Genomic DNA, 1,424 nt, shown 5'->3' with positions numbered 1-1,424 from the left:
CGGCGGTATCTGTTCGTCGCAATTGACCGCGCCACACGCTGGGTCTACATGGCAATCTACGCCGACCAAAGTGACTGTAGCAGCGTCGATTTCCTGAACAAAGTGAAGCAGGCCTGCCCCGTCAAGATCGTCAAACTGCTCACCGATAACGGCAGCCAGTTCACGGATCGTTTCACCAGCCAGAGCCGAAAGAAGGAACCTAGTGGGCACCATGTCTTTGATCGCCTCTGCAAGCAGTTTGGCATTGAGCATCGGCTGATTCCGCCACGCCATCCACAAACGAACGGCATGGTTGAACGCTTCAACGGGCGCATCAGCGAGATCGTCGGCCAGACGCGATTCGGGTCTGCGGCAGAACTCGCATCGACGCTGCAAAGCTATTTAAAACTCTACAACCACAACATTCCGCAGCGCGCCTTAAATCATCAAACTCCCATCCAGGCGCTCAAAGAATGGCAGGCAAAGAAGCCGGATTTATTTGTTAAGCGTGTTTATAACCCAGGGCGATTGCATGAAGGATTAGTGGTCGGTTTGGCCGTAGGGCAAAAATATTGCTTGTAAACCTGCCAAGAAAGGCGTTTACTTTCAATATTTGGACGCGCAAATGGCAAACAAACCGATCTCGTTGGTGGCAGCATTCGATGACTTGAACGACCCGCGTGCGCGGCAATGCGCCTATCGACTCGACGAGTTGCTGTTGGCGGCGATTTGCGCCGTCATCAGTGGCGCAGAGAGTTGGACGGCAGTTGTCGAGTGGAGTGAAACGAAGCTCGATTGGCTGCGCCAACAGCTGCCGTTTGCCAACGGCATCGCTTCGCACGACACCTTCGGGCGGGTATTTTCGCTGCTTGATGCAACGCAATTCGAGACTTGTTTCGTCAGATGGATGGGGGCGATATGTCCGGCGCTTCCAGGGCAACACATTGCCATCGACGGCAAGTGCGTGCGCGGCTCGCACGATGGCAAACACAGTGCGATTCACCTGGTGTCGGCATGGAGCAGCGCCAGCGGCTTGACGCTGGGACAGGTCAGGACCGCCGACAAGAGCAATGAGATCGCCGCGATCCCGGAATTGCTAGCGACGCTGGACATCAAAGGGGCCATCATCACTATCGACGCGATGGGATGTCAGCACGATATCGCGGCCAAGATCATCGCCAGCGGCGCAGACTATGTGCTGGGTGTGAAGGACAACCAACCCGGTCTGGCCGAAGCGGTCAAGCTGTGGTTCGATGCCGCCGAGGCAGGCACGTTAGAGCGTCCGTTCTGGGAGCACAATCACACTGAAAAAGACCACGGGCGCATTGAAACCCGACGCTGCCTGGTGACTAACGATGTTACTTGGCTAGACCAGCAAAACCAGTACTGGGCCAACGTGCAAAGCCTGATCATGATTGAATCAACGCGCGAAATCATCGGCAGAA

Annotated in this window: 2 protein-coding genes; both read left to right on the top strand. The window is 55.6% G+C overall.

Annotation, left to right across the window (positions count from 1 at the left end):
- Positions 1 to 561 (top strand): integrase core domain-containing protein (locus tag ACQ4W0_RS29130; protein ID WP_436579898.1); only part of this gene is annotated, 561 nt, incomplete at its 5' end.
- A 43-nt stretch (positions 562 to 604) separates the two neighbouring features.
- On the top strand, positions 605 to 1,424 hold an 820-nt coding region (locus tag ACQ4W0_RS29125), incomplete at its 3' end, for an ISAs1 family transposase (RefSeq protein ID WP_436579897.1).

This window comes from Janthinobacterium breve, from assembly GCF_051380895.1.
Lineage (GTDB): Bacteria > Pseudomonadota > Gammaproteobacteria > Burkholderiales > Burkholderiaceae_D > Janthinobacterium.
This window is presented reverse-complemented; position numbering and strand designations above follow the sequence as displayed.